Below are 21,086 nucleotides of genomic sequence, written 5' to 3'. Positions count from 1 at the left end.
TTCTTCTGAGGTTTACCACTGATGCCGGAAATACTGTTCTGACAGACGATACGTACAGGCAAAAACTGACCGGCTTCCGGGACGTCCTTTGATTCGTCCGGATTTAGACAGCAAACTGTCCGGGAAGTTTTATGATGACTCCGGTTTGTGTTTATTCAGCTGGTTCCGGTAACCCTTCGCCAGCAGGCCGAGTTCATCATCCGCATGATAAGCTGAACAACTGAGCTGCTCAGCAGGCTCATCACTGTTCAGCTCACGGGCCATTTTACGCAGCGGCCGCACGATCAGGCGGTTAATACACCAACTTATCGCGATCACCAGTACCAGTGCCAGCAACAGGTAACTGGTTACCATCAGTGCCACGACATTCATCGCGAAGCGGTATATGCGGTTATCATCCACCTGAAGAATGAGATAACCCTGCGGGGGTTTTCCGGTATGTGCCACGCCATAGGCGTACAGCGGAACCTTAATCTCAACCGGGATCCCGAAAATCATTTTTGCTGTGCCGGGAATAGGGCGGTGTGTGGCAAAATCCAGGCTTATCACCTGAACATTTTCCGGCGTCACCACAATCGCACGTCCTAAAATCCCGCTGGCCCGCAATGTCATCAGCGTCGATTTTATCGCGTTTAAGTCCGACCCTAACAAGGCATCTGCCAGCGGTTTCCTGACCTGTACTGACGAATTATAAAGCTGATTGATGTAATCATCTTTCCGCTGTTGTATCAGATGTGATAACAGAAGCGTCATAAAAAGTGCGATCGTCACCAAAGTCACCGCAGCGACAACTGACATCTGTTTGATAGTCAGTGACTTTCTGACTTTTACACGCATATTCCACGCCTTTCGTTACAATTCAGTTATCGCATCTTTCGCCATACGCCGTGATTATACGTCATCATTGTACTTTGTGCTGATCTAATCTCACACGTCAGACAGGAAAAAGCGATAACGGAGCGCTCCATTATCGCTGTTTGTCTTCTGTTAAAATATGTTTCTCTGCTATCTGCAGTAAAACAGAATGTTATGCGGAAATTTTCGCCTCTTCTTCTCTGTCCACCGCAAAACAGGCAATCAGCTGCCCGCCATAGGATTTGAGCTCCGGGCGAAACTGCGTACAGGTGCCGAATGCATGGCGGCAGCGGGCAGCAAACGCACATCCCGGCGGCGGATTCAGCGGGCTCGGCAGCTCACCGGTCAGTTTAATCCGTTCGCGGCGCTGTGCCGGATTAAGCCGTGGTGTCGCAGAGAGCAGTGCCTGTGTGTAAGGATGGCGCGGATTCTCAAAAATCTGCGCTTTGGTACCTTTTTCCACACAACGCCCCAGATACATGACCATCACATCATCCGCGATATGTTCCACCACCGATAAATCATGGGAAATAAACACATACGACAGCCCCAGCTCATCCTGGAGATCCATCATCAGGTTCAGTACCTGAGCGCGGACGGACACATCCAGTGCGGATACCGGCTCATCGGCAATCACCACATCCGGATCCAGCATCAGCCCCCTGGCAATGGCAATACGCTGGCGCTGACCACCGGAGAACATATGCGGATAACGGCTGTAATGCTCGGTTTTCAGACCAACTTTCGCCATCATCGCCAGCACTTTCTCTTTGCGCTCTGCCGCACTGAAGGACGTATTGATAATCAGCGGCTCTTCCAGTATCTGCCCGACTTTTTTACGCGGATTGAGTGAACCATACGGGTTCTGAAACACAATCTGGATTTTCTGCCGCCGCAATTTCTCCGCCTGTTTATCCGCCACCAGCAGATCCTGTCCCTGGTAAAACAGCTCCCCGCCGGTCGGTTTTTCAATCATGGTCAGCAGACGGCCAAGGGTTGATTTTCCGCAGCCGGACTCCCCGACCACCGCCAGGGTTTTCCCGCGGTTCAGATCAAACGATATGCCGTCGAGGGCTTTCACCATCCGCTCCGGTGAGAAAAAGCCTTTCTTCACCGGATAATATTTTTTCAGATCACTGACATGTAACAGCGGCTGTGTGGTTTCACTCATGGCCCGGTCTCCCTTCATCATCCAGCGGGGTATGACATTTCACCTGACGCGCCCCGACAGTACGCAGTTCCGGTTCCGTGCTGCGGCATAAATCCGTGGCATACGGGCAGCGCGGGTTCAGCAGACAGCCCTCAGGCCGGTCATATTTACCGGGCACCACCCCCGGCAGTGATGCCAGACGGCTCTTGTTACCGGCAAATTCCGGCAGTGCCCGTAACAGTGCCTGAGTATACGGATGACGCGGTGCGCGGAAGATATCCGACGCCTTACCGGACTCCGCCACCTGCCCCGCATACATCACAATAATGTGATGAGCGGCTTCCGCCACCAGCGCGAGGTCATGAGTGATCAGCACCAGCGCCATGTTTTCCTGCTGCTGTAACTCGAGCAACAACTCAATGATCTGCGCCTGAATGGTCACATCCAGTGCCGTTGTCGGCTCATCGGCAATCAGCAGCTTCGGACGGCAGGCTATCGCCATTGCAATCATCACCCGCTGGCTCATCCCGCCGGATAACTGGTGCGGATAGACATCCAGCCGTGATTTCGGATCCGGAATGCCGACCAGCGTCAGCAGATCGACAGTCCGCTGTAACCGGGTTTTCCGGTTACCGCCCTGGTGAACTTTCAGGGCTTCCATAATCTGATACCCCACGGTATAGCAGGGATTCAGGCTGGTCATCGGATCCTGGAAAATCATTGCCACATCCGCGCCCACCAGCTCGCGCCGTTCTTTTTCTGAGATGGTCAGCAGATGGCGGCCGTCAAACTCAAGGTTATCCGCCATCACCCGGCCCGGAAAATCAATCAGCCCCATAATCGCCAGTGAACTGACGGATTTACCGGAGCCGGATTCCCCGACAATCCCGAGCACTTCGCCTTCCTCAACCTGATAGCTGATCCGGTCAACGGCGCGGAATGGCATCTCTTTTTCACCGAAGTGAACAGATAATTTATCAACTGTTAATAACGCCATGTCTGCACCTCTACTGCTTAAGCTTAGGATCAAGGGCATCACGCAATCCGTCGCCCATCAGGTTAAACGCCAGTACCGTCAGTAAAATCGCCAGGCCCGGGAAGGTCACCACCCACCACGCGCTCTGCGTAAACTGTAAAACATCGGACAGCATGGTTCCCCACTCCGGTGTCGGCGGCTGTGCGCCCATCCCGAGGAAACCTAATGCCGCCATGTCCAGGATAGCGTTGGAGAAACCCAGAGATGCCTGCACAATCAGCGGCGCCAGACAGTTCGGCAGAATATTAACAAACATCTGGCGCACCGGGCCTGCGCCCGCCACCGCAGACGCGGTCACATAGTCGCGGCTCACTTCCGTCAGCACCGCCGCGCGGGTCAGACGGATATAGTGCGGCAGTGCCACGAAAGTCAGCGCCAGCGAGGCGTTAACAATCGACGGGCCGAAAATCGCCACCAGCACCAGAGCCAGCAGCAGGCTCGGCAGTGCCAGCATAATATCGACGATGCGCATGATCAGGGCATCAACCCAGCCGCCGAAATACCCGGCAGCGAGGCCAATCACCACCCCCAGCAGCAGCGACAGCGCTACCACCAGGCAACCGACCAGCAGTGAAAGCCGGGCGCCGTACATCAGGCGCGACAGAATATCGCGGCCGATATCATCAGTACCGAGAATAAACTGCCATGAGCCGCCTTCCTGCCAGACCGGCGGTTGTAATAAATGGTCACGGAACTGCTCATCCGGCAGATGCGGGGCGAGCAGCGGGGCAAAAACGGCGATCAGCAGCATCAGCAGGATATAGATCAGGCCGAGCAGCGCGCCTTTGTTGCGCCGGAAGTAGTGCCAGAATTCGCGCAGCGGGGAAAGCGGCTCAGGCGCGCGGGTCACGGTAGTATTTGTCGTCTCAGACATTGTGCGCTCCTGTTATTTTTTATGACGGATCCGCGGGTTAACGACGCCGTAGAGTAAATCCACGCACAGGTTAACCAGGATAATCAGAATGGCGATCAGCAGAACGCCGCCCTGCACCACCGGATAGTCGCGGCGCTGAAGAGCATCGATCAGCCAGCGGCCGATACCGGGCCAGGAAAAAATCGTTTCGGTCAGAATCGCGCCGGCCAGCATCACGCCGACCTGTAAACCGATAACGGTCACCACCGGCAACAGGGCGTTGCGCAGTGCATGCACCACAATCACCCGGAGGCGGCTCAGCCCTTTGGCGCGGGCGGTACGGATATAATCCTCACCCAGCACTTCCAGCATTGCCGAACGGGTCATACGGACAATCACCGCCAGCGGGATGGTACCGAGCACAATGGACGGCAGAATAAGATGCATCACCGCATCATGAAAATCGCCGTCCTCACCCCAGATCAGGGTATCAATCAGCATAAATCCGGTCAGCGGCTGACTGTCATCGAGGAACACACTGTCCGATAACCGCCCCGACACCGGTGTCAGATCGAGATTTACGGACACCAGCATGATCAGCATGATACCCCACCAGAAAATCGGCATCGAATAGCCGGTCAGGGAGACCCCGATAGCGGTGTGATCAAAGATCGACCCGCGTTTGACGGCCGCCAGTACCCCGACCGGTATGCCGACCGAGATGGCAAAAATCATCGCGCAGGCGGCAAGTTCCAGGGTGGCTTTAAAACGGGGAACAAACTCTTCCCACACCGGCTGGCGGCTCTTCAGAGAGAGGCCGAGATCACCGTGCAGGACACCATTGATATAATGAAGGTACTGTTTCCAGTAAGGCTGATCCAGCCCCAGCGCCGCCATCAACTGAGCGTGGCGCTCCGGGGAAATTCCCCGCTCACCCGCCATGATAGTGACCGGGTCTCCCGGGATCAGATGAACAAATATAAACGTCAGTAATGTAATACCGATAAATGTCGGTATTACCATCCCGACACGCCGGAGGATAAATTGCAGCATATCCCTGTTTCTCTTGTAATGGCCGCTGACAGCGCTCTGGTCATAAGACCGGACGAAAGGGAGGACTTTCCCTTTATACTCACACGATGAATAATATTGTTTTAATTATGTGTTCTGCGTCGTCCGTGCAATGCGGTTCGATACAGGGTTGCCGCCCCCCGGAGGAGGCGGCAGACCGGTAACACTCATTTCCGGTTTACTTATTTTTCGATAGAAACATTGTCAAAGTGGTGTTTACCCAGCGGATCCACCACATAGCCTTTCACTTCTTTGCGCACCGGCTCAAACACTGTTGAGTGTGCAACAATCAGTGCAGGTGCCTGCTCTTTCATCACCACCTGAGCCTGCTCATACAGCCTGGCACGCTCTTTCGGATCAGCCGTGGTACGTGCCGGCTGAATGATGTTTTCAAAGGACTGATCACACCATTTCGAGTAGTTAGAGCCCTGCTCTTTAGCCGCACAGCTGAAGAGTGTGGCGAAGAAGTTATCCGGATCCCCGTTGTCACCGGTCCAGCCCATCATGACAGTCTGAGGTTCGCCCGCTTTCGCGCGCTTGAGGTACTCACCCCACTCATAGGTCACAATTTTGGCTTTCACGCCGACTTTCGCCCAGTCTGCCTGGATCATCTCAGCCATACGGCGGGCGTTCGGGTTATACGGACGCTGCACCGGCATCGCCCACAGATCGATTTCAAAGCCGTTTTCCATACCTGCTTCTTTCAGCAGCGCTTTGGCTTTTTCCGGATCATACGGATAGTCTTCGATGCTGTTGTTGTAACCCCACATGGTCGGCGGGATCAGGTTTTTCGCTTTCTGGCCTGCACCCTGATACACCGCATCAATGATGGCATCTTTATTCACCGCCATATTCAGTGCCTGACGCACTTTGACGTTATCCAGCGGTTTTTTCGTGACGTTATAGGAGAGATAACCGACGTTCAGGCCCGGCTGCTCTTTCAGAACAATGTTTTTATCCGCACGCATACGTTCCAGGTCTGCCGGGTTCGGGTACGGCATCACCTGACATTCGTTTTTCTGCAGTTTAGCGTAACGGACAGAGGCATCCGGGGTGATGGAGAAAACCAGGCGGTCAATTTTCGGTTTGCCGTTCCAGTAATCGTCATTGGCTTTATACAGGATACGGGAATCTTTCTGGTACTGCTGCAACACAAACGGCCCGGTGCCGATCGGGTTCAGGTCGACTTTCTCCGGTGTACCGGCTTTCAGCATCTGATCGGCATATTCGGCGGAAAGAATGGAGGCGAAGTCCATCCCGAGGTTTGCCAGGAATGGTGCTTCAGCGCGGCTCAGCTGAAAACGGACGGTGTTGTCATCAACTTTCTCAACTTTGTCGATGATTTTATCCATATCCATGCCGCTGAAATATTCATAGCTGCCGCCGGAGACCTTGTGATACGGGTTATCCGGGTTTTTCTGGCGGTCGAAGGTAAAGACCACGTCATCTGCATTCAAATCACGGGTCGGTTTGAAATCCTTGCTGCTGTGGAACTTCACCCCTTTACGCAGATGGAATGTATAGGTTTTTCCGTCTTCGCTCACATCCCAGGATTCCGCCAGGCCCGGCTCCAGCTCTGTGGTACCGGCCTTAAACTCCACCAGCCGGTTATACAGCGGCACGGAGCTGGCATCATACGTGGTTCCCGAGGTGAACAACTGCGGGTTAAACCCTTCCGGTGATCCCTCAGAACAAAAAACCAGCGTTCCCGCCGCATTGACGCTGGCAGACACCGCCAGGGCAACCAGTGTAATACCCAGCTTCGCTAATCCTGTCTTACGTTTGGCGCTTCTCATCATCATTATCTCCGCCTGTCGTTGAATGTCGTGTTTGCTCTGTCGTCCGGCAATGCCGGACGACAAATTTCAGTTTGTTTATTATTTTCTGACACTTCACTAAATCAACTGTCACAGAGGCAGTCAATACTATTGACTATGGGCGATGACTACACATAAAACACACAAATCAAACGTTTTGATAACAAAAACAGCTAAAATGTTTGAGCGGGTACACAACTGAGCATTTATTCAGCTGCCGGATAAAACGTTCACAGAATAAACAGCTGATAAAAATTATCCGGATTTTGTGACTGAATGCTTAATTACTGCGCGATTATTTTGTCTGATATCGCTGTCACAGTGTTTTCCGTTGCACATTTTGCCACGACTGCCGCTGTAATCCGCCTCCTGCCTGATATACAGCGGAACTATCACGTACTGAAATCAAACTGCGCCTCAGTAACTGACACTGACAGAAAATCCACCCACTGGTGAAAAGGCCCGTACACGCTCCGCTTCTTTCAGCGGCAGACCGGCAAAGACCTGGTAGCTCAGTGAGTTATAAAACCCCTTCATCCCGATCTCCGTACCCGCCAGACCATGCGATCGCGCACCGCCGGAAATCGTTGCCCCCGGCAGCCCGGCATCTGCCGCCAGATACAGGTTATGCCCCGGCAATACCTGCTGCCAGACCACTTCATTACGGCTGATAAACGCCCGCGCGGCGCTCATGCTGTGGGAAAACGGATAACCGCGTACCGAATAACGACCGCTCATGGATTCGTAATCCATCTCGTCCGCTTTATCCGCATTCATAAAACCACGCATAACGCCTTCATAATAAAACGGCTGACCAGCCAGACGGAACGGCACTGTCAGTGTTGTTTCCGCCATCAGTTGCCGCGTCGGTTTCAATTTTTTTTCGGTGACCGGCAGCGCACCAAAACGGTTCAGGGAATGCTTATACTGCACCTGATACTGAAAGGTAAAACCCGGCAGATACCAGCGGTGATTCAGCCCGGTATTCCAGTAAACAGAACGGCGCTCCGGCAATATCAGCGGCGCATGTCCGAGTGTGACATGCCGGGTCAGCGCAGAAATGCCGCTGCTGAGGGTGATATCATGCGCCGGGGTCAGAAGCAGCTTACGACCAAGGCTCAGATCCAGCGTTTTACTGCGGGTGAAATAGTCCAGTGACCCGCGGTACACCGGGTATTGCTGCTTCTGCTCACTGTAACTGCCGCCTGCGGTAAACTCCCAGTGCCGGAAAGGGAGCCGGTACTGGCCATAAATAAATTTTACGCCGGCAGAATGGTCGCGATCCGTATCGCGCAGGGTATAAATAAACAGGCGGTCATACAGTTGCAACGGATTCTCAATACTGAGCCGGTTGCTTATCTGCCTGCTGCCGGTTGACGGGCTGCCGTGATTATTGATTTCCAGTGAGCCGCTGATGCTGCGTTTTTTCTGCCGGGCAATGGTGATAATACTGTTACCGGGGTTTTGAGGGTCAGGTTCAACAGCGGCCTGAGCACCCAGTCCGGGCAATTGATTCAGATGAGTCATTCCCAGTTCGGTATCACGGATATTCAGTTGCCCGTCCGCCCGCTGCGGAAAAATCAGATTCAGGCCGAAATGTGCATCCCCACCCTCTTTGTCGCGGTAGCCAGTCAGATAACCGGGCAGATAGTGGAGGGTCAGTGTGCCGTCGCTGACATTCTGCGGCGGCACACTGATTTGTGCTGTGATAAAACCGGCCTCATGCACCGCTGACTCCAGAGCCATCACCGCTTCTGCCATCTGTTCTGATGTCAGACAGCGCCCGGTGATATCTTTTTCAAATTGATCCGCCAGATAAGACGGCCCGATTAATTCACGCTGCTCAATCACCACGTCTGACAGTATGGCGCAGGAGGCCGGAGAAACCGCTGAAGATGTGTCTGTACTGCCCCACGCACAGCCGGAAACCGCCATCACAGCAGCAACGAGTGTTTTTTTTATCATGTATCCGTCCGTCTGATGAAATCCTTTCAGCGGGCAGTTAAACGGATAACAGAAAACAGCGATATCAAAAAAGCGGCGTAATTTTTGAAAGGAACAGAAGGAAAAAGTGCAGGATGCTGAAAAGCAAAAAACCCTGCTGTAAAAGCAGGGTTTTTCTTAATATGGTCGGCGAGATAGGATTCGAACCTACGACCCACTGGTCCCAAACCAGTTGCGCTACCAAGCTGCGCTACTCGCCGAAAGCGGGATGGATATTACTGCCGGAAAGGCTAAACGTCAAGAGCAGAAACCGGAATTTTTTGTTTTTCGCCTCATTATTTTTATTTCGCCGGTTTATCAGCCAAATTTCTGTTTTTTATCCGCTTATTGGTAAACGGTATGTTTTTTATTTGCTATCGGAATGCTGAAAACTGACAAAAAATAACCACGCTGTTCATATCTCCTGTCAGCGATTTTATTTATCCTGCCCGTGGATTTGATACCTCAACAACAACCAGGGAGTGGTTATGCCAAAAATAGTAAAGCTGTCCGTTATCAGCAGTGCCCTTTTCCTCGCTCAGTTCGCCTCTGCGGCGGATATTACCGTTAATCCTGCATCTTCCGCGTCAACTCAGGTCGTCCGTCAGGGAAACAACACCACCATCAATATCGCCCCGGCAAATACACACGGTGTTTCTTATAATGCCTACGACCAGTTTAATGTTGATAAACAGGGTGTGGTATTTAATAACCGTGACGCCGGTGCCGGGACAATTATTAACGAAGTGCTTTCAACCGGAAAATCACGTCTGCACGGCAATATGCATGTGGATGGCCAAAAAGCCCATCTGGTTATTGCTAACCCGAACGGTATTGCCTGTAACGGATGCAGTGTGACCGGTGTGAACAGTTTAAGTCTGGCTGCCGGTAATGTCAGTATGACGCCGGACGGGCAATTTTCCGGTTACCGGAATATCAGCGGAAAAGTCCGCATGCTGAATACCGCAGAACAGCATTTTGCTGATACCGATAAACTCACATTCATTGCCGCGGCTATTGATATGAAAAACAGCCAACTGAAAACCAAAAATCTGGCAACCTATATCGGTCATTATGATCTGGCAAAAACAAACAGCGGTCTTCGTGATTTGGAAATGATCAAGCCGGATTACGCTTTGAAAAACAGAAAAAACACCAGAAACTTTCTGAATATCAAAGGAAACAGTCATATCAAAGCGGATAACATGTATATTCATTCTGCTGCTGCGCAAATACGGAATGCAGGACAGATAACCATCGGGCCTGAATTACAGCTGACTGACCCGGAAAAAACACCAATGTATGGCCATAACCAGCTGACAATGGATCTGCATCATTCCGGATTTGAAAATACACCATCAGGTAAGATTAATACATTGCTGATGAATACCATTATGAGTAACAGCAGCATTGAAAATAACGGTCAGATGAAAACAAATTACCTTAATCCGAAAAGCCCGATCAGTGATTTCACCCTGATTTTTGACGGTACAAATTATATCGGCGGAAAGCAGGATATTGAGCTGAATAAAATGGATATCCGGAAAACTGAAGGCGCATTATTACTGCCGTTCGAGTAAAAAATAAAGCCCGGTCATCAAACCGGGCTTTATCCTGTAATATCACCGCAACATCACTATCACTGCAACAGTGAAATATCCGCAACACCCAGGAACAGGTTGCGCAGTTCATTTAATAATGTCAGACGGTTGCGGCGGATATTATCATCCTTATCCATCACCATCACACTATCAAAGAATGCATCCACCGCTTCACGCAGAGAAGCCAGTTCAGTCAGTGCTTCCTGATATTTGCCTTCCGCATAGAGCGGAGCCAGCTGTGTTTTCAGGTCAGTCACGTACGCTGCCAGACGAATTTCTTCCGGTGCATTCATTAATGACGCCAGAACGGTATCATTCAGTGCATCATCACTCTTCGACAGAATGTTGGAAACACGCTTGTTAGCCGCGGCCAGAGCGGCAGCTTCGTCCAGTGTGCGGAAGTGCGTGACCGCTTTCATGCGGGCATCAAAGTCTGCCGGACGGGTCGGACGACGCGCCAGTACCGCCTGGATAGTATCAATCGCAAAACCCTGCTCCTGATACCAGGCGCGGAAACGGCCTAACATGAAATCAACCACGTCAGTGACCACATTCGCGTTCGTCAGCTTATCACCATACAGACGGACCGCTTCCTGTGTCAGCGTTTCCAGGTCGAGGTTGTAGCCTTTCTCAACGATGATACGCAGCACGCCGAGTGCGGCACGGCGCAGCGCAAACGGGTCTTTATCCCCTTTCGGATGCTGGCCGATGCCAAAGATCCCCGCCAGGGTATCCATTTTGTCAGCAATCGCCAGCGCATCAGACACCGGCGTTGACGGCAGGTTATCACCGGCGTAACGCGGCTGATACTGCTCTTTCAGTGCCAGCGCCACATCTTCAGATTCACCGTCATGGCGTGCATAGTGCATGCCCATCACACCCTGGGTGTCAGTGAATTCAAAGACCATGTTGGTCATCAGGTCACATTTGGCCAGCAGACCGGCACGGGTGGCGTGATTCACATCCGCACCAATCTGACCGGCAATCCAGCCTGCCAGTGCTTCCAGGCGATCGGTTTTATCACGCAGTGTGCCCAGCTGCTGCTGGAACAGGACCGTGCTCAGACGCGGCAGGTTATCTTCCAGACGTTTTTTGCAGTCGGTTTTGAAGAAGAACTCGGCATCCGCCAGACGCGGACGAACGACTTTTTCGTTACCTGCGATGATCTGTGACGGATCAGAAGACTCGATATTGGCGACAAAGATAAAGTTCGGCATCAGGTTGCCGTTTTTGTCGTAAACCGGGAAGTACTTCTGGTCACCTTTCATGGTGTACACCAGGGCTTCAGACGGAACCGCGAGGAATTTTTCCTCGAATTTCGCTGTCAGCACAACCGGCCATTCCACCAGTGAAGTGACTTCTTCCAGCAGGCTGTCAGTCAGGTCAGCCACGCCGCCCAGTGCCAGTGCTGCTTTTTCCGCATCACGTTTGATCATGGCTTTACGGGCATCGTAATCCGCCATCACTTTACCGCGCGTTTCCAGAATGGCCGGATACTCATCTGCGTGTGCGATAGTGAATTCCGCTTCACCCATAAAACGGTGACCACGGATAACACGGCCAGAGGTGATCCCCAGGACGTCACCCGGAATCACATCCGCGCCCATCAGCATCGTGACGGTATGAACCGGACGCACAAAGTGAGTCTCTTTATCACCCCAGCGCATCAGTTTCGGGATAGGCAGTTTTGCCAGCGCACGGCTGACCATATCTGCCAGTAATTCTTTGGCGTTATTCCCTTTTTCTACCGCGCGGTACAGCAGCCATTCACCTTTGTCGGTGACCATGCGATCAGCCTGATCAACGGTGATCCCGCAACCGCGGGCCCAGCCTTCCGCCGCTTTGGTCGGTTTGCCTTCGGCATCAAATGCCTGGGCGATCGCAGGGCCGCGCTTTTCCACTTCGCGATCAGCGGCAGATTCCGCCAGCCCGGCAATTTTTACCGCCAGGCGGCGCGGTGCCGCATACCAGGTCACATCACCGTGAGTCAGGTTCGCTGCGGCCAGTTCTGCAGTCAGGTTAGCCGCAAAAGATTCAGCAAGAGAACGAAGCGCCTTCGGCGGTAACTCTTCTGTGCCGATTTCCGTCAGGAAAGTCTGTTGTGTCATGACAGCCTCTTAGTTCTTTTTACACATCGGGAAGCCCAGTGCCTCACGGGAGGCATAGTAAGCTTCGGCAACGGCTTTGGTCAGGGTACGGATGCGCAGGATATAACGCTGACGTTCCGTCACCGAAATCGCTTTGCGCGCATCAAGCAGGTTGAAAGAGTGAGCCGCTTTCAGAATACGCTCATAGGCCGGTAACGGCAGCGGAGTTTCCAGTGCCAGCAGGGACTGCGCTTCTTTCTCATACTGTTCGAAACAGGTGAATAAGAAGTCCACATCGGCGTATTCAAAGTTATAGGTGGATTGCTCAACCTCGTTCTGATGATAGATATCACCATAGGTGGTTTTACCCAGCGGGCCGTCACACCAGACCAGATCGTAAACGCTGTCCACGCCCTGGATATACATCGCCAGGCGCTCGAGACCGTAAGTGACTTCCCCGGTAACCGGTTTGCACTCCAGACCGCCGACCTGCTGGAAGTAAGTAAACTGTGTGACTTCCATGCCGTTCAGCCAGACTTCCCAGCCTAATCCCCAGGCACCCAGTGTCGGGTTTTCCCAGTTATCTTCAACAAAACGGATGTCATGGACTGTCGGGTCAATGCCCAGCTCTTTCAGGGAGCCGAGATACAGTTCCTGGATGTTATCCGGAGACGGTTTGATGATGACCTGAAACTGATAATAGTGCTGCAGGCGGTTCGGGTTTTCCCCGTAACGGCCGTCCGTCGGACGACGGGATGGCTGCACATAGGCCGCCGCAATCGGCTCCGGCCCTAACGCTCTCAGACACGTCATCGGGTGTGAAGTGCCGGCGCCGACTTCCATGTCCAGTGGCTGAACAATAGTACAGCCCTGGCGCGCCCAGTAATCCTGTAACGTCAGGATAAGACCCTGGAAGGTTTTGGTATCAAACTTTTGCATGTTGGATCCGCACGCGAGAAAATGAATAATAAAATAAAGTCATTCAGTATACCCTCTGACCGCCGGACTATACAGCGCTTCTCCGATCTTTTTCCGCCCGGATCGAAAAACCGGAAACATACCCGTTTACATGGATATTCATCCAGTATAGATTAACAGAAACGCTGTTTTTCCGGAGAACGTCATGTCACCGTCCGCTGCTGCCCGGACCCGCTGTGCCTGGGTTACTGATGACCCGCTTTATATTCAGTATCACGACACGGAATGGGGTGTCCCTGAACGGGATAACCATAAGCTGTTTGAGATGATCTGCCTTGAAGGCCAGCAGGCGGGTCTTTCCTGGCTGGTGATCCTGAAAAAACGGGAAAATTACCGGCAGGCGTTTTTTCAGTTCGATCCGGAAAAAGTGGCGGCTATGACCGATGCCGATGTGGATAAACTGATGCAAAACCCGGGCATTGTCCGCCAGCGGGCAAAAATTAATGCCATTATCAGCAATGCAAAAGCCTATCTGACGATGCAGCAGGCCGGTGAGGATTTCAGTGATTTTCTGTGGAATTTCACCGGTAACACGCCGCTGGTTAACCACTATACCGACAGCAGCACCATCCCTGCCGATACCCCGCTGTCCCATGTTCTGGCAAAAGCACTGAAAAAACGCGGATTTAAATTCTGCGGGCCGGTTATCTGTTATTCCTTTATGCAGGCCATCGGTATGGTTGATGATCATCTGCCGCATTGTTGCAGCCGCCGGTAAAAAAATCCCCGTTATGTGGTAAGAACATAACGGGGTAAAGGTATAACGAGGACTTTGGATCTGTTAACTGACATTACCGGCCGGTATAAAGCACAAGGCATATTTACCTCACACCGTTCAGTAATGCGTCCCAGTTTACCCGGAAGTTCCTCCGGTAATGGCTGTAATAATCCCCTTATTATCATTGTATTAACGCCGACAAACCGCATTGTTCAATAAATTCAGTCACATTTTCTGACAGATAATTCTGCCGGTTCTGTTAAAACAGCTCTCCGGGGATGATACCCTTTGTCTGTGATCTGCGCGTTTTTACCGGTGGCAATTTACCGGTAATCATGCGCTGCCGTTAAACAGAAACCCGGATCACACAAAAAAACAAAAACTTCTCAGTACACTCTATTTATGGAATAGTACGCCGGTCGGGTGAAATAATTACCGGTACCCGCCCGCTGTATATGCAGGGACATGTTATGACACGCAAATGTATGATGATAAGCGGATTGCTGGGACTGAGTACAATACTCAGCGGCTGCTCAAGTATTATGACCCGGACCGGCCCGACAGAGGGCTACTATTCCGGTACCAAAAACAGTATCGCCATGTTGCAGGATGACGAAACCGGCTGGGTAATGAAACCGCTTGTCGCCATTGATCTGCCGTTTTCTGCGGTGCTCGATACCCTGCTGGCCCCGGTCGATTATGCCACCGACGGCAAAGACAACAGTGAGTCATCCCCTGCGGAACGGGTAAAACGCCTGGAAGCAGCGGAAACCGCGCACAATTCCCCGCCACCTGCACCGCAGGAATAATCAGCCACTGTTACAGCCCGGTGTCTGCCACCCAAATTTGCTGCCAGCCGTTTGTGCGGCGCAGGAATGCCACCCGGCTGTTATCCGGTGAAAACACCACCGCATCCCCTGACACCGGTTCTGCCGATGATGTTGTCACCGCCCGGCATACCCCGGTTTCAGCACAGCACACCATGACCAATCCTTTGCGGACAAAAGTCAGATACCGCCCGGAGCTGTCCCAGCTGAATGCAGATGCAATACCATCACTGCCGGAAGTGACCTGATGCGGCTCACCACCCTGCGGGGAAATCGTCCATAACTGAACAATCCCCCGATCGTCCTGCATCAGAAAGGCTATTCTGTCGCCCTGCGGTGAGCTGCGCAGCCAGAAACGCGGCTGTTTTGCCAGCCCCGGGTATTTTCGCTGATGGGTAAACGTCAGACGTGTCTGGGTAACTCCCGCCGGCGGGGCAGGCATCGTGCTGTCAGTTCCCTCAATCGGCAGATCACCGGCAACGGCATAATCCTCAGGCCGTTCCGGCAGATCGAGACGGAAAATCTCCGCGATCACCTCACCGTTTTCTGCCCGGGTATCCCCGATAAACGCAATCGCCCGGCGCTGACGGGAACCGTCAGCCCGCAGATACCCCTGCTGACCAATCCAGCCCTCTTCGTATGCCCGGCTGATGTCATCACTGCCCGGTTGTGGTACCGGGGTTGTCCGCGAGACCACACAGCAGAAAAATTCGCCGTCATATTCACGCAGGTGATGTTTCCCGGTACACACCGGATGCAGCGGAACCGCCACCGCCACATTGCGCAGATCCAGCGCCGGGTCCCGTTCATGCAGGACATGGTCATTATAAGTAAAACTCAGCCACTCCCCGTCCGGACTGAACACATGCACATGTGTACCGCCGCGCAGAGCACCGGGCTGATAAGGCGGCGTAATACAGAAAGCATCAATATTATGTGCGATACCCGGTGCGTCATCCCGGACTATCACGCCCTGACGGTGATGGAAATCATACTGCCACTGCGGATCCGGGTTCAGTGGCCCGCGGATAAAGGCATAGCGCACCGGTAATTCAGGGCTGACCGTCACCACCCCCACAGAGGCCCCGGCGGTTCCCCGGTAAATTTCACGGATCTCCGTTGTATTCACATGAATTTTTTCTATCGTTTCACCGGTAAATGAAGCCCCCTGAGGGCGGACATCATAAACCAGCCATTGGCTATCCGGCGTCCATACATTAATATTAGTAAGCTGATGATGACGGGGTATTGTTGTTATCTGATATTCATTCATTAGAGTGATACTCTCTTTTTATACCATCAGTTCGGATAACCTCAGGTAATCCGATCGGGTCAGACTAAAAAAAACTCAGTCGAGACTTGCGGCTGTGCTGACTATGCTAACCTTCCGATAAACCGGCAATGATAAGACTATGTTACTCAGTATCCTGTACATTATTGGTATTACCGCTGAAGCCATGACCGGCGCGCTGGCCGCCGGCCGCCGTAAAATGGATGTCTTCGGCGTGATTATTATCGCCTCCGCAACGGCTATCGGCGGTGGTTCGGTCCGTGACATGCTGCTGGGCCATTACCCGCTGGGCTGGGTCAAACACCCTGAATATATTATTACGGTTGCCTGTGCTGCCGTTATCACTATCTGGGTTGCGCCGATGATGAAACATCTGCGCCGTCTTTTCCTGATCCTGGATGCTATCGGGCTGATGGTATTTTCCATTATCGGCGCTCAGATAGCACTTGATATGAACTACGGCCCGATCATTGCCGCCATTGCCGCTGTGATCACCGGTGTTTTCGGTGGTGTGCTGCGCGATATGCTGTGTAACACCATTCCGCTGGTTTTCCAGAAAGAATTATATGCCGGTATCTCCTTTGCCGCCGCCTGGCTCTATATGGGATTACTGTTTTACACGCCGCTGCCGCGCGATGCCGTCATAATTATCACCCTTGTCGCCGGTCTGACATCCCGGTTAATTGCCATCCGCTACCGCCTCGGGTTACCGGTCTTTAATTACGAAAATCAGGATTAACGGCAATAACCGCTCAACCGGAACCGGACAATACCGGTTCCGGCGCTGCTTATCAGCCCTGCTTGTCTGTTTTTTCCTGTTGTACCGCACTGTCATGTAACCGGGGGAACTGTACGTACATTTTTATTCCGCCGGTGCAGAAAAACGAAACATCCGTATTCATCTGACCGGAAAAATAAGAAATTTTCAGCAGATAATCACCTGAACGCTGCATGTCGCTGCGCGTGTGTGTATACTATATGCGGGGATTTATTCCCCGAGGCTTTTTCAACCCCCAATCAGACAAGACATCAACAATGACCCAAGGTACGTTATATATTGTCTCTGCGCCGAGTGGTGCGGGAAAATCGAGTCTTATTCAGGCATTACTGAAAACACAGCCTTTATATGACACCCAGGTTTCTGTTTCGCACACCACCCGCGGTCTCCGCCCGGGCGAAGTGCACGGAGAGCATTATTTCTTCACCACTGAAGATGAATTCAAAAGCATGATCAGCCGTAATGAGTTTCTCGAGCATGCCTGTGTCTTCGGGAATTACTACGGTACCGCCCGTAAAACAGTGGAAGATATCCTGAACTCCGGTGTTGATGTATTTCTTGATATTGACTGGCAGGGAGCCCGCCAGATCCGGGAACAGATGCCGGCAGCCCGCAGTATCTTTATTCTGCCGCCGTCCCGTGAAGAGTTGCTGCGCCGTCTGCGCGGTCGTGGTCAGGACACTGACGAGGTCATTGCCGGACGTATGGCACAGGCGGTCAGTGAAATGCAGCACTATGGCGAGTACGATTATCTGATTGTGAACGATGATTTTAATGTCGCGCTGACCGATTTACAGACGATTATCCGTGCGGAACGTCTGCGTTCAGGTCGCCAGGTTCAGCGACATGATGCTTTAATCGCCAAATTATTGGCACAGTGATACAACTTTCAGTATCATGCCGAGTCATTTATTTATCTGTGGAGTAGCACACCTATGGCACGCGTAACAGTCCAGGACGCAGTAGAAAAAATTGGTAACCGTTTTGACCTCGTATTAGTGGCAGCACGCCGTGCGCGTCAGTTACAGGCCGGCGGCAAAGAGCCTCTGGTTCCGGAAGAAAACGATAAAGTCACCGTGATCGCCCTGCGCGAAATCGAAGAAAATCTGATCAACGGCCAGATCCTTGACGCCCGTGAGCGCCAGGAACAACAGGAGCAGGAAGCTGCTGAAATGCAAGCGGTTTCTGCAATCGCCGAAGGACGTCGTTAAGTTAAGGTAGGTCTGCCTTGTACCTGTTTGAAAGCCTGAACCATATTGTTAAGGATTATCTGCCGAAAGAGCAGATTGATCTGTTAAAACAAGCCTATGTCGTTGCGCGGGATGCTCACGAAGGGCAGACCCGCTCCAGTGGCGAACCGTATATTACCCATCCGGTCGCTGTTGCCTGTATCCTGGCCGAGATGCGTCTCGACCTCGAAACACTGATGGCAGCACTGCTGCACGACGTTATTGAAGATACGCCTGCCACCTTTCAGGATATTGAACAACTGTTCGGCACCACCGTTGCCGGGCTGGTGGAAGGGGTATCGAAGTTAGACAAACTGAACTTCCGCGACAAAAAAGAAGCTCAGGCTGAAAACTTCCGCAAAATGGTCATGGCGATGGTGAAAGACATTCGTGTCATTCTCATCAAGCTGGCAGACCGCACGCACAACATGCGCACGCTCGGGTCTCTGCGTCCCGATAAGCGTCGCCGTATTGCGCGCGAAACCCTTGAAATCTACAGTCCTCTGGCTCACCGTCTCGGTATTCATCATATCAAAACGGAGCTTGAGGAGCTGGGATTCGAAGCCCTTTACCCGAACCGCTACCGCGTCATCAAAGAAGTGGTAAAAGCCGCGCGCGGCAACCGTAAAGAGATGATCCAGAAGATTTTATCCGAAATCGAAGGACGTCTGACGGAAGCCGGGATCAGCTGCAAAGTCAGCGGGCGGGAAAAACATCTTTACTCTATCTACCGGAAAATGCACCTGAAAGAGCAGCGTTTTCACTCGATCATGGACATTTATGCATTCCGCGTGATTGTGAGCAGTGTCGATACCTGCTACCGCGTACTGGGTCAGGTTCACGGCCTGTACAAGCCGCGTCCCGGTCGCGTCAAAGATTATATCGCTATCCCGAAAGCCAACGGCTATCAGTCATTACACACCTCCCTTATCGGCCCTCACGGGGTGCCGGTGGAAGTGCAGATCCGGACCGAAGATATGGATCAGATGGCAGAAATGGGGGTGGCGGCACACTGGGCTTATAAAGAGCACGGTGAATCCGGCACCACCGCACAGGTGCGTGCCCACCGCTGGATGCAGAGCCTGATAGAACTTCAGCAAAGTACCGGCAACACCTTCGAATTTATTGAGAGCGTGAAATCCGATCTCTTCCCGGATGAAATCTATGTCTTCACACCGGAAGGCCGGATTGTCGAGCTGCCGACCGGCGCCACCCCGGTGGATTTCGCCTATGCCGTCCATACGGATATCGGTCACTCCTGTGTCGGTGCGCGCGTTGACCGCCAGCCGTACCCGCTCTCCCAGCAACTGACCAGCGGACAAACCGTTGAAATTATTACCGCACCGGGTGCCCGGCCAAATGCCGCATGGCTGAACTTTGTTGTCAGCTCAAAAGCCCGGGCGAAAATCCGTCAGCTGCTGAAAAACCTCAAACGGGATGATTCCGTCAATCTGGGCCGCCGTCTGCTCAACCACGCACTCGGTAACGGCCGTAAGATCACCGATATCCCGCAGGAAAATATCAGCCGTGAACTGGTGCGGATGAAACTGGCCACTCTGGATGACCTGCTGGCGGAAATCGGCCTGGGGAATGCCATGAGCGTGGTGGTTGCCCGTAACCTGCTGAATGAACCGGAAAATAATACCGAAGAGAGCACCACCCGCAAGCTGCCGATCAAAGGCGCGGACGGCGTGCTTATTACCTTCGCCAAATGCTGCCGTCCGGTGCCCGGTGACCCGATTATCGCCCATATCAGTCCGGGTAAAGGGCTGGTTATCCACCATGAATCCTGCCGTAATATCCGCGGATATGAAAAAGAGCCGGAAAAATTCATGGCTGTTGAGTGGGATAATGATATCGACACGGATTTCATTGCTGAAATCAAAGTGGATATGTTTAACCACCAGGGCGCGCTGGCTAATCTGACCGCCGCAATTAATGATGCCAACTCCAGTATTCAGAGCATGAATACCGAGGAGAAAGATGGCCGCGTTTACTGCGCCTTTATCCGCCTGACCGCAAAAGACCGTATCCAGCTTGCGAATATTATGCGTAAGATCCGCATTATGCCGGATGTCCTGCGCGTCAGCCGCAACCGGAATTAATCACACGGTATGAATTCCCAACGTTATGAGCGCATCTGCCGGATGATGGCGATGCGCCAGCCTGACCTCACCCTGTGTCTTGAGGAAGTGCATAAGCCGCACAATGTCTCCGCAGTGATCCGCAGCGCGGATGCGGTCGGTATCCATGACCTGCATGCGGTCTGGCCGGAGAAGATCAAAACCCTGGTCTCTTCCGCCGCCGGCAGCAACAGCTGGGTGAATGTGCATAACCACGACACACTCGGTGATGCCGTGACCCTGCTGAAATCTCAGGGTATGCAGATTCTTGCCACCCATCTGTCTGACAGCGCGGTGGATTTCCGGGCTGTCGATTTTACCCGTCCGACCTGCATTATCATGGGCTCTGAGAAAACCGGCATATCTCAGGAAGCCATCCGGCTGGCGGATCAGCATATTATGATCCCGATGTCCGGCATGGTACAGTCACTGAATGTGTCTGTTGCCGCTGCCGTGATCCTCTATGAGGCACAGCGCCAGCGCGAAGCCGCCGGTCTCTATGAGCATCCCCGCTGCGCCCTGGCACTGGATGAACAACAGCGCCTACTGTTTGAACGCGGCTATCCGGTGCTGGCTCAGGTCGCCCGCGAGAAAAAACTGCCCCGTCCGCAGATTGATGAACAGGGCCATATCATTGCGCCGGACAGCTGGTGGGCTGCCATGCAACAGAAGAAACCATCCGCCTGATA

At 52.7% G+C, this 21,086-nt stretch carries 18 protein-coding genes and 1 tRNA gene; 8 read left to right on the top strand and 11 right to left on the bottom strand.

Annotated features, from left to right (window positions below; genetic code table 11):
* Positions 1-129: 129 nt before the first annotated feature.
* The 8 genes from ACF8OF_RS09110 to ACF8OF_RS09075 form a co-directional block, all read right to left on the bottom strand.
* Positions 130-837, bottom strand: coding sequence for a HAMP domain-containing protein (locus ACF8OF_RS09110; protein ID WP_392496398.1), 708 nt, complete (start codon positions 835-837; stop codon positions 130-132).
* Between the two features lie 190 nt (positions 838-1,027).
* Positions 1,028-2,026: a dipeptide ABC transporter ATP-binding subunit DppF gene (gene dppF, locus ACF8OF_RS09105; RefSeq protein WP_392496397.1), complete on the bottom strand. Its 999-nt coding sequence runs from the start codon at positions 2,024-2,026 to the stop codon at positions 1,028-1,030.
* Positions 2,019-3,002, bottom strand: a complete 984-nt coding sequence (gene dppD, locus ACF8OF_RS09100) for a dipeptide ABC transporter ATP-binding protein (protein ID WP_279799487.1) — start codon at positions 3,000-3,002, stop codon at positions 2,019-2,021. The genes dppF and dppD overlap by 8 nt, the downstream gene beginning before the upstream one ends.
* A 10-nt stretch (positions 3,003-3,012) precedes the next feature.
* Positions 3,013-3,915 carry a dipeptide ABC transporter permease DppC gene (dppC, locus tag ACF8OF_RS09095; protein ID WP_262859580.1) on the bottom strand — a complete coding sequence of 301 codons (903 nt, stop codon included), beginning with the start codon at positions 3,913-3,915 and terminating at the stop codon, positions 3,013-3,015.
* Positions 3,916-3,927: 12 nt separating this feature from the next.
* Positions 3,928-4,947: a dipeptide ABC transporter permease DppB gene (gene dppB, locus ACF8OF_RS09090; protein WP_072871414.1), complete on the bottom strand. Its 1,020-nt coding sequence runs from the start codon at positions 4,945-4,947 to the stop codon at positions 3,928-3,930.
* Between the two features lie 200 nt (positions 4,948-5,147).
* Complete coding sequence (gene dppA / locus ACF8OF_RS09085) at positions 5,148-6,761, bottom strand: dipeptide ABC transporter periplasmic-binding protein DppA (RefSeq protein WP_392496416.1); 1,614 nt, start codon at positions 6,759-6,761, stop codon at positions 5,148-5,150.
* A 438-nt stretch (positions 6,762-7,199) separates the two neighbouring features.
* Entirely contained in the window at positions 7,200-8,747 is a 1,548-nt protein-coding gene (locus ACF8OF_RS09080; protein WP_392496396.1) for a ShlB/FhaC/HecB family hemolysin secretion/activation protein, read from the bottom strand.
* Between the two features lie 162 nt (positions 8,748-8,909).
* Positions 8,910-8,986, bottom strand: a tRNA-Pro gene (locus ACF8OF_RS09075).
* A gap of 267 nt (positions 8,987-9,253) precedes the next feature.
* Here ACF8OF_RS09075 and ACF8OF_RS09070 point away from each other — a divergent pair.
* Positions 9,254-10,345, top strand: coding sequence for a filamentous hemagglutinin N-terminal domain-containing protein (locus ACF8OF_RS09070; protein WP_392496395.1), 1,092 nt, complete (start codon positions 9,254-9,256; stop codon positions 10,343-10,345).
* Between the two features lie 59 nt (positions 10,346-10,404).
* On the opposite strand, the gene glyS is transcribed toward ACF8OF_RS09070, so the two are convergent.
* Complete coding sequence (gene glyS / locus ACF8OF_RS09065; protein ID WP_392496394.1) at positions 10,405-12,474, bottom strand: glycine--tRNA ligase subunit beta; 2,070 nt, start codon at positions 12,472-12,474, stop codon at positions 10,405-10,407.
* Between the two features lie 9 nt (positions 12,475-12,483).
* Positions 12,484-13,392 (bottom strand): glycine--tRNA ligase subunit alpha, encoded by a 909-nt coding sequence (glyQ, locus tag ACF8OF_RS09060; RefSeq protein ID WP_004236554.1) that lies wholly within the window; start codon positions 13,390-13,392, stop codon positions 12,484-12,486.
* A 184-nt stretch (positions 13,393-13,576) separates the two neighbouring features.
* Between glyQ and ACF8OF_RS09055 the strand changes: the two genes are divergently transcribed.
* Complete coding sequence (locus ACF8OF_RS09055; protein WP_392496393.1) at positions 13,577-14,149, top strand: DNA-3-methyladenine glycosylase I; 573 nt, start codon at positions 13,577-13,579, stop codon at positions 14,147-14,149.
* 470 nt (positions 14,150-14,619) lie between these two features.
* Entirely contained in the window at positions 14,620-14,958 is a 339-nt protein-coding gene (locus ACF8OF_RS09050; protein WP_262859586.1) for a YceK/YidQ family lipoprotein, read from the top strand.
* Positions 14,959-14,968: 10 nt separating this feature from the next.
* On the opposite strand, the gene ACF8OF_RS09045 is transcribed toward ACF8OF_RS09050, so the two are convergent.
* Positions 14,969-16,249 carry a DUF3748 domain-containing protein gene (locus tag ACF8OF_RS09045; protein WP_279799501.1) on the bottom strand — a complete coding sequence of 427 codons (1,281 nt, stop codon included), beginning with the start codon at positions 16,247-16,249 and terminating at the stop codon, positions 14,969-14,971.
* Positions 16,250-16,388: 139 nt separating this feature from the next.
* On the opposite strand from ACF8OF_RS09045, the gene ACF8OF_RS09040 reads away from it, so the two are divergent.
* The 5 genes from ACF8OF_RS09040 (at position 16,389) to trmH (ending at position 21,084) form a co-directional block, all read left to right on the top strand.
* Positions 16,389-17,006 carry a trimeric intracellular cation channel family protein gene (locus ACF8OF_RS09040; protein ID WP_004236560.1) on the top strand — a complete coding sequence of 206 codons (618 nt, stop codon included), beginning with the start codon at positions 16,389-16,391 and terminating at the stop codon, positions 17,004-17,006.
* A 296-nt stretch (positions 17,007-17,302) separates the two neighbouring features.
* Positions 17,303-17,926 carry a guanylate kinase gene (gmk, locus tag ACF8OF_RS09035; protein ID WP_072871429.1) on the top strand — a complete coding sequence of 208 codons (624 nt, stop codon included), beginning with the start codon at positions 17,303-17,305 and terminating at the stop codon, positions 17,924-17,926.
* Between the two features lie 54 nt (positions 17,927-17,980).
* On the top strand, positions 17,981-18,256 hold the full coding sequence (gene rpoZ / locus ACF8OF_RS09030) for a DNA-directed RNA polymerase subunit omega (protein ID WP_004236565.1): 276 nt from the start codon (positions 17,981-17,983) through the stop codon (positions 18,254-18,256).
* A 17-nt stretch (positions 18,257-18,273) separates the two neighbouring features.
* On the top strand, positions 18,274-20,379 hold the full coding sequence (spoT, locus tag ACF8OF_RS09025) for a bifunctional GTP diphosphokinase/guanosine-3',5'-bis pyrophosphate 3'-pyrophosphohydrolase (protein WP_262859588.1): 2,106 nt from the start codon (positions 18,274-18,276) through the stop codon (positions 20,377-20,379).
* 9 nt (positions 20,380-20,388) lie between these two features.
* Positions 20,389-21,084, top strand: coding sequence for a tRNA (guanosine(18)-2'-O)-methyltransferase TrmH (gene trmH, locus ACF8OF_RS09020; RefSeq protein ID WP_279799505.1), 696 nt, complete (start codon positions 20,389-20,391; stop codon positions 21,082-21,084).
* Positions 21,085-21,086: the final 2 nt, after the last annotated feature.

Origin of the sequence: Morganella sp. TYF_1 (assembly GCF_043105645.1) — a bacterium.
Taxonomy (GTDB): Bacteria; Pseudomonadota; Gammaproteobacteria; order Enterobacterales; family Enterobacteriaceae; genus Morganella; species Morganella morganii_B.
Note: the sequence above shows the minus strand (reverse complement) of the source record. Positions and strands in the feature narration are given on the sequence as shown.